Below are 6549 nucleotides of genomic sequence, written 5' to 3'. Positions count from 1 at the left end.
CCCGCCCCGGCCCGCGCACAGCCTCCCTCCCGACACCCCGGGATATGCTTGCCGGACGTTCATCCAGAGTCGGCGCCGCGCGCCAGGAACGGTGAGGAACCCTGATGACCGAGGCCCTGCAGCCGCCCGTCCAGAACGCTCTGTCGCTCACCCCGCCGGAGCCCGTGGCCGCCGTGCCCACCACCTCGGCGCCGTCGATCGCGCCGAAGGTCCCGGAGCAGGCGCTGCCCGGCCTCGAGGCGAAGGTCGACGGCTACCTCGCGTCGCTGCTGCAGTCGGAGGCGCGCAGCCCCGAGTTCGCGGCGAAGGCCAACGACATCCGCACGATGGGCGACGCCGACATCCGCTCGGCGGCCGACTCCTCCAACCGGCTGCTCAAGGCGCCCGTGCGCGCGCTGCAGGAGGGCGGCCTCTCCGAGGGCTCGACCATCGGCCGGACGCTGCTGGAGCTGCGCCGCACGGTCGAGGACCTCGACCCGTCCGAGGACAACGTGCAGAAGAAGATCCTCGGCTTCATCCCCTTCGGCAACAAGATCACCGACTACTTCCGCCGCTACGAGAGCGCGCAGACCCACCTCAACGCCATCATCCAGGCGCTCTACGACGGGCAGGACGAGCTCCGCAAGGACAACGCCGCGCTCAACCTCGAGAAGCAGCACCTGTGGGAGACGATGACGCGTCTCAACGAGTACATCTACGTCGCGGAGCGCCTCGACGTGAAGCTCTCGGCGAAGATCGCCGAGCTCGACGCGACCGACCCGGACCGCGCCCGGGCGCTGCGCGAGGACGTCCTCTTCTACGCACGGCAGAAGCACCAGGACCTCCTGACCCAGCTGGCCGTGTCGATCCAGGGCTACCTGGCGATCGACGTGGTCATCAAGAACAACGTCGAGCTGATCAAGGGCGTCGACCGCGCCACCACGACGACCGTCTCGGCGCTGCGCACCGCGGTGATCGTGGCGCAGGCGCTCGCGAACCAGCGCCTCGTGCTCGACCAGATCACGGCGCTCAACACGACCACGTCGAACATGATCGAGGCGACGTCGCGGATGCTCGCCGAGCAGTCGGCGAACATCCAGTCGCAGGCCGCCTCGGCCACGGTCGGGCTCCCGCAGCTGCAGGCCGCGTTCGCGAACATCTACCAGACGATGGACTCGATCTCGGACTTCAAGATCAAGGCGCTCGACAGCATGGCCCAGACCGTCGGCGTGCTGCAGACCGAGACCGCGAAGGCCGGCGAGTACGTCGAGCGGGCGCGCCGCAGCAACTCCGACATCGACGCGGCCTCCTCGCTCGATCTCGGCCGCTAGGAGTCGGGATGGGCTGGCTGTCGCGCCTGTTCGGCGGCTCCGATCCCGCGCCGGTGGAGGCGCCGGTGGTCCTCCCGGCGACTCCCACGAGCGACGACATCCTCGCGTCGCTCGACCGGGTGAGGGCCGAGACGGAGGGGCGGGTCGCGCCGTCGGTCGCCGCGCGCATCCGCCGCATCGACGAGACCGTGCGCGAGATGGTGCCGCGGCTGGACCGCCTCGGCGGCATGAGCCAGCAGGGTCACACGGTCGTCGCGACCGCCACCAGCTACCTGCCCGAGGCGGTGGAGGGCTACCTCCGCCTGCCGCGCGACTTCGCCGACCGCCGCGCCGTGTACAAGGGGAAGACCTCGCTGATGATCCTGACCGACCAGCTCGACATCCTCGGGGGCACCCTCGACCGCATCTCGGACGCCGTCTCGCGCCAGGACGCGTCGGCGCTCATCGCGCACGGGCAGTTCCTGGCGGAGAAGTTCTCGGAGTCGTCGCTGAGCAGCGCCCTGGACTCGGGCGCCGCCGCCCCCGCCCAGCCCTCGCAGCAGTCCGGCCCGCTGACCCCGCCGAGCGCCTCGTGACCGCGCTCGCCTCGGCGCTCGACGCGCTCGTGCTCACCGGATCCGCGGCCGGACTCGACGCCGCCGCCGTCCGCGACGAGGGTGCGCGGCTCGCGGCCGCCGTCGCCGAGTCGATCACCGGAGCCGGCCACGACTGGCTCTCGGCCACCGGCACGTCCGGCGGGCTCGAGGCGGCGGTGAAGAAGGCCTCGAGCGCGCGGCGCTGGCGGAGCGGCCCGACCGACCACCTCGCCGCTCTCGTCCGCGCGGGATCCGAGCACGCGCCCGCCTACGCCCGCGCGCTCACCGAGGTCGTCTCGGCCGCGAGCGCCCTGGGCGAACCGGGGATCGGAGGCATCGCCGCCGCGTCCGCGACCGCCGCGGCCCAGCTCGGCGCGATCCCCCGGCAGCAGGAGGCGCCGCGTCCGCCGGCTCCCGCTCCGACCGCGTCCGGCTTCCCGGCGCCCTCCCTCCTGCCCCAGGGCGTGCCCGGGATCGACGAGATCCTCGCGCGCCTGCGCCGCACCGAGCACGACGGCCCGCAGGACGAGCCGGGCGGCCCCGCCGCCGCCGCTCCCTCCGCCGCGCCGGTCGAGGAGCCCGAGCCCGAGGAGCTCGAGCCGCCCGAGTCGATCGAGGACCTCATGGCCGAGCTCGACGCCCTGATCGGCCTCGACCGGGTGAAGAGCGAGATCAAGCGGCAGACGCAGCTGCTCCGGATCGACACCCTGCGCCAGGCCGCGGGGCTGACCACTCCGACGCTGACCCGCCACCTCGTCTTCACCGGCAATCCCGGCACCGGCAAGACCACGGTCGCCCGGCTCGTCTCGCGCATCTACCGCTCGCTCGGGATCCTCTCGAAGGGAGTGCTCGTCGAGGTCGACCGCTCGGAGCTGGTCGCCGGCTACCTGGGGCAGACCGCGACGAAGACCGCCGAGGTCATCGCGTCGGCCCGCGGCGGCGTGCTCTTCATCGACGAGGCGTACGCGCTCGCGCTCGACCAGTACGGAGCCGAGGCCGTCACGACCCTGGTGAAGGACATGGAGGACCACCGCGGCGACCTCGTCGTGATCGTGGCGGGCTACTCCGGACCCATGCAGGGCTTCCTCGACACGAACCCCGGACTCGCGAGCCGCTTCTCGACCACGATCGACTTCGCCGACTACACCGACGACGAGCTCTCGGCGATCTTCGCGCGCCTCGCGGCCTCGGCCGACTTCGAGCCGACCCGGGAGGCGGTCGCCGCCTTCGCGGAGCTCGCCGCCGCGCAGCAGCGGACGGAGGCGTTCGGCAACGGCCGCTGGGTGCGCAACGTGCTCGACGCGGCGATCGCGCGTCACGCCTGGCGACTGCGCGACGTCGAGGAGCCGACGCTCGACGACCTGCGCATCCTGGAGCCCGAGGACATCACCGAGAGCGCCGAGGCGGCAAACCCCGAGCCCGTCCCCGAGCCGGACCCCGGGCAAGACGCCCCGCAGACGGAGGAGACCGCATGAGCACCGCTCCCGCCTCGCGTCCCGCCGCGCCGCCCGTGCAGCGAGCCCCGGCGCCGCCCCTCGTGCAGGTCGCGAACCTCCCCGCACCGAAGCGGCCGTCCCTGCTCGCCCGGGCGACGTCGACGACTCCGCGACTCTTCCGCACCCTCCTGGTCCTCACCGCGCTCGCCGCGGTGCTGTTCGGCCTCGTCGCCCAGCAGACCGGAGCGCTGCAGGCCCGCGCCGCGGCCGAGGCCCGGGCGCAGTCGGCGCAGCTCGTCGGCGTCCAGCAGGTCCGCAACCTCCTGGTCGACGCCAACGCGATCGCGGCGAACACGTTCCTCGTGGGCGGCCTGGAGCCGGCCGAGCAGCGGCAGCAGTACAGCGACAGCCTCGCCGCAGCGACGTCGCGGTTGACCGAGCTCGCCGCGGCCGAGCCGGAGGACGCCGCGGCGCTCGCGGAGGTCGCCACGAAGATCGCGACCTACAGCGGTCTCGTCGAGCAGGCGCGCGCGAACAACCGTCAGGGCTTCCCGGTCGGATCGGCGTACCTCGATCAGGCGTCGTCCGTGCTGACCGACGCCGAGGACGGGGTCCTCGAGGACCTCAACGGCCTCGTCACCACCGGCGCCGACCGGGTCGCGAGCGCCTACGACACCGTGCGCTTCAGCGTCCTGCTGATGATCGGCTCCCTCCTGATGCTGCTCGTGCTCGTGGCGGCGCAGATCGCGCTCGCCCGGCGCACGCACCGCTACCTGAACCGGTCGCTGGCGACCGCGACCGCGCTGCTGGCGGTCCTGGGCATCGCGGGCACCGCGGTCTACGGAGTGGCCGCCTCGAACGCGGCGACGGTGCGCGCCGAGAGCTACCGCGCCACGCTCGCCGTCTCGCAGGCGCTGACCGCGGCGACCGACGCGAAGTCGCTCGAGAGCTTCACCCTCATCAAGCGCGGTTCGGGAGCGGCCCTCGAGGCCGAGTTCCAGGAGGCGGCGGGGGAGGCCGAGCGCCAGCTGCAGGAGGGCATCGAGAGCGGCATCGTCGACGGAGCGCTGCTGACCGGGCTCCGCGCCTGGTTGGACCTGCACGACGACATCCGCGCGGAGGACGAGGCCGGCCGGTGGGACGCCGCCGTCGCGCTCGCGGTCTCGCCGGACGAGGGCTCGGCCAACGCCGCCTTCAGGACGTTCCAGGTCGACGCCCGCGACGCGGTCCGCGCCGACGCCGCCACGGCCTCCTCGACGCTGGGCGACTGGGGAGAGATCTCGTCGCTCACCTCCTGGGTCCTGCTGGCCGCGGGCCTCGTGGGCGCCGTCCTCGCCTGGCGGGGCGTCTCGCAGCGACTGGAGGAGTACCGATGAACCGGATCCGCACCGCGACCCTCGCGCTGCTCACCGCGGCGGTCCTCGCCGTCTCGGGCTGCACCACGGGAGCCGACGACCTCGGCACGCTGGTGTCGGCCCCGGCCGAGACCGCGACTCCCGCGCCGACCGCGACCGCCGCGCCGCCGACCACGGACTGCACGCCGTCGGCCACCACCTCCTACGCCCCGACCGGCGTCACCGACAGCGCGACCCTGACCGAGATCCGCGACCGCGGCTCGCTCCGCGTCGGCGTCTCGGCCGACACCCTCCTGATGAGCGCGCGCAACCCGCTCACCGGCACGATCGAGGGCTTCGACATCGACATCGCCCGCGAGATCGCGCGCGCGATCCTCGGGAGTCCCGACGCGATCACCTTCGTGGTCATCACCTCGGCCCAGCGGCTGCCGGCGCTCACGGGCGGCGAGGGCGCACCCCCGGTCGACCTGGTCGCCCGCACCCTCACGATGACCTGCGACCGCTGGAGCACGATCGCGTTCTCCTCCGAGTACTACGGGGCGGGGCTGAAGCTGCTCGTCTCCGAGAGCAGCGACGCGGCGGGCATTCAGGATCTCGAGGCCGCGGGGGACCAGCAGGTCTGCGCCCCGCGCGCGACCACGACCCTGAGCCGCCTCGAGAACGAGTACCCGGGAGTCGAGGCCGTGGCCGCCGACACGCACACGCAGTGCCTGGCGCTCTTCCAGGAGGGGTCCGTCGACGCGATCGCGGGCGACGACACGATCCTCGCCGGATTCGTCGCCCAGGACCCGTACGCGAAGGTCATCGGCGAGCCGCTGAGCTCCGAGCCGTACGGCCTGGGCATGGCGGCCGACGACATCGACTTCGTGCGCTTCGTGAACGGCGCGCTCGAGAGCATCCGCGCCGACGGCCGCTGGCAGAGCATCTACGACCGCTGGCTGGGCGAGCTCGGCGAGGCCGCGCCGCCCGCGCCGGTCTACGGACGATGACGCAGGCCGCCGGCGTCGCGGAGGGCACCCCGGTCGCCCCGGGGCGCCTCGGGGAAGCGATCCCGCAGCGCGAGCTGTTCGAGTACCTCGCGGCGCTGACCCGATGGCTCGACCGCACCACGCGCGAGCTCTCCAGGCTCGACGCGGCGGCGCTCGCGTCCCCGCAGGCCGACAGCTACACGTCCGACATCGTGCTGGCCCAGTCGCTGCGCGAATCCGTCACGAGACGGCTCGCCGAGCTCGAGATCGTCTGGGACTCGGGCCGGGTCGACACCGTCGCCCGGGAGCGGATGTCGCAGCTGATCTGGGGCAGGCTCGACGCGTCGAGCGGGCGCAGCGGCGGTGCGGCGGTCTCGCTCGTCGAGGCGGTGCGCCTCTGCGACGCCGTCGTGGCGCAGCTGAAGTCGCGTCTCGAGTTCGATCCGAGCGGCACCGACGTCGCGGGCCGGATCGTCGGGGTCCGCGCCGAGATCGAGCGCTGCCGGGACCTCACCCGGGACGCGCGGGGAACCGTCGACAGGCCCGCCGCCGAGCGCGTCGCCGTGCTGCGCTCGCGCCTCGACGCCCTCGCCGAGAAGGCGGGGCGCGGCGCGGACGTGTCCGGTCCGCTCGGGCAGCTCGAGAACGACTCGGCCCGGCTCGAGCGCGACCTGATCATCGCCGCCTCGCAGCGCCGAGGGCTCGAGCGCGACCGCCTGCGCGCGCAGGAGCTGGCCGAGGCGGCGGAGCGCCGCGAGGCCCCGCTCCGGGAGCTGGTCGCGCGCTGCCGGCGCGAGATCGCGGATCCGCCCCGCCTCGCCGTGCCCGACGTCTCGCGCCTGGGGGAGCCGCCCGCCGACCGCGAGGGGCTGGATCAGTACCTCGCCCGCCTGACCGCCGTCGGC

At 73.7% G+C, this 6549-nt stretch carries 6 protein-coding genes; all 6 read left to right on the top strand.

All coding sequences use genetic code 11. From position 1 onward, the window contains the following. Positions 1 to 104 precede the first annotated feature (104 nt). Positions 105 to 1310 (top strand): toxic anion resistance protein, encoded by a 1206-nt coding sequence (locus NB037_RS18010; RefSeq protein WP_251948237.1) that lies wholly within the window; start codon positions 105 to 107, stop codon positions 1308 to 1310. An 8-nt stretch (positions 1311 to 1318) separates the two neighbouring features. After that, positions 1319 to 1885, top strand: coding sequence for a hypothetical protein (locus tag NB037_RS18005; protein WP_251948235.1), 567 nt, complete (start codon positions 1319 to 1321; stop codon positions 1883 to 1885). Beyond that, on the top strand, positions 1882 to 3360 hold the full coding sequence (locus NB037_RS19970) for an AAA family ATPase (protein ID WP_251948232.1): 1479 nt from the start codon (positions 1882 to 1884) through the stop codon (positions 3358 to 3360). The genes NB037_RS18005 and NB037_RS19970 overlap by 4 nt, the downstream gene beginning before the upstream one ends. Continuing rightward, positions 3357 to 4697, top strand: a complete 1341-nt coding sequence (locus NB037_RS17995) for a GlnX family signal transduction membrane protein (RefSeq protein ID WP_251948230.1) — start codon at positions 3357 to 3359, stop codon at positions 4695 to 4697. Before NB037_RS19970 ends, NB037_RS17995 begins: the two co-directional genes overlap by 4 nt. Next, a complete protein-coding gene (locus NB037_RS17990; RefSeq protein WP_251948228.1) occupies positions 4694 to 5665 on the top strand; it encodes a glutamate ABC transporter substrate-binding protein in 972 nt (323 codons plus the stop codon). The genes NB037_RS17995 and NB037_RS17990 overlap by 4 nt, the downstream gene beginning before the upstream one ends. After that, on the top strand, positions 5662 to 6549 hold an 888-nt coding region (locus NB037_RS17985; protein ID WP_251948226.1), incomplete at its 3' end, for a coiled-coil domain-containing protein. The genes NB037_RS17990 and NB037_RS17985, both read left to right, overlap by 4 nt.

The organism is Rathayibacter rubneri, assembly GCF_023743255.1.
Taxonomy (GTDB): domain Bacteria; phylum Actinomycetota; class Actinomycetes; order Actinomycetales; family Microbacteriaceae; genus Rathayibacter; species Rathayibacter rubneri.
This window is presented reverse-complemented; position numbering and strand designations above follow the sequence as displayed.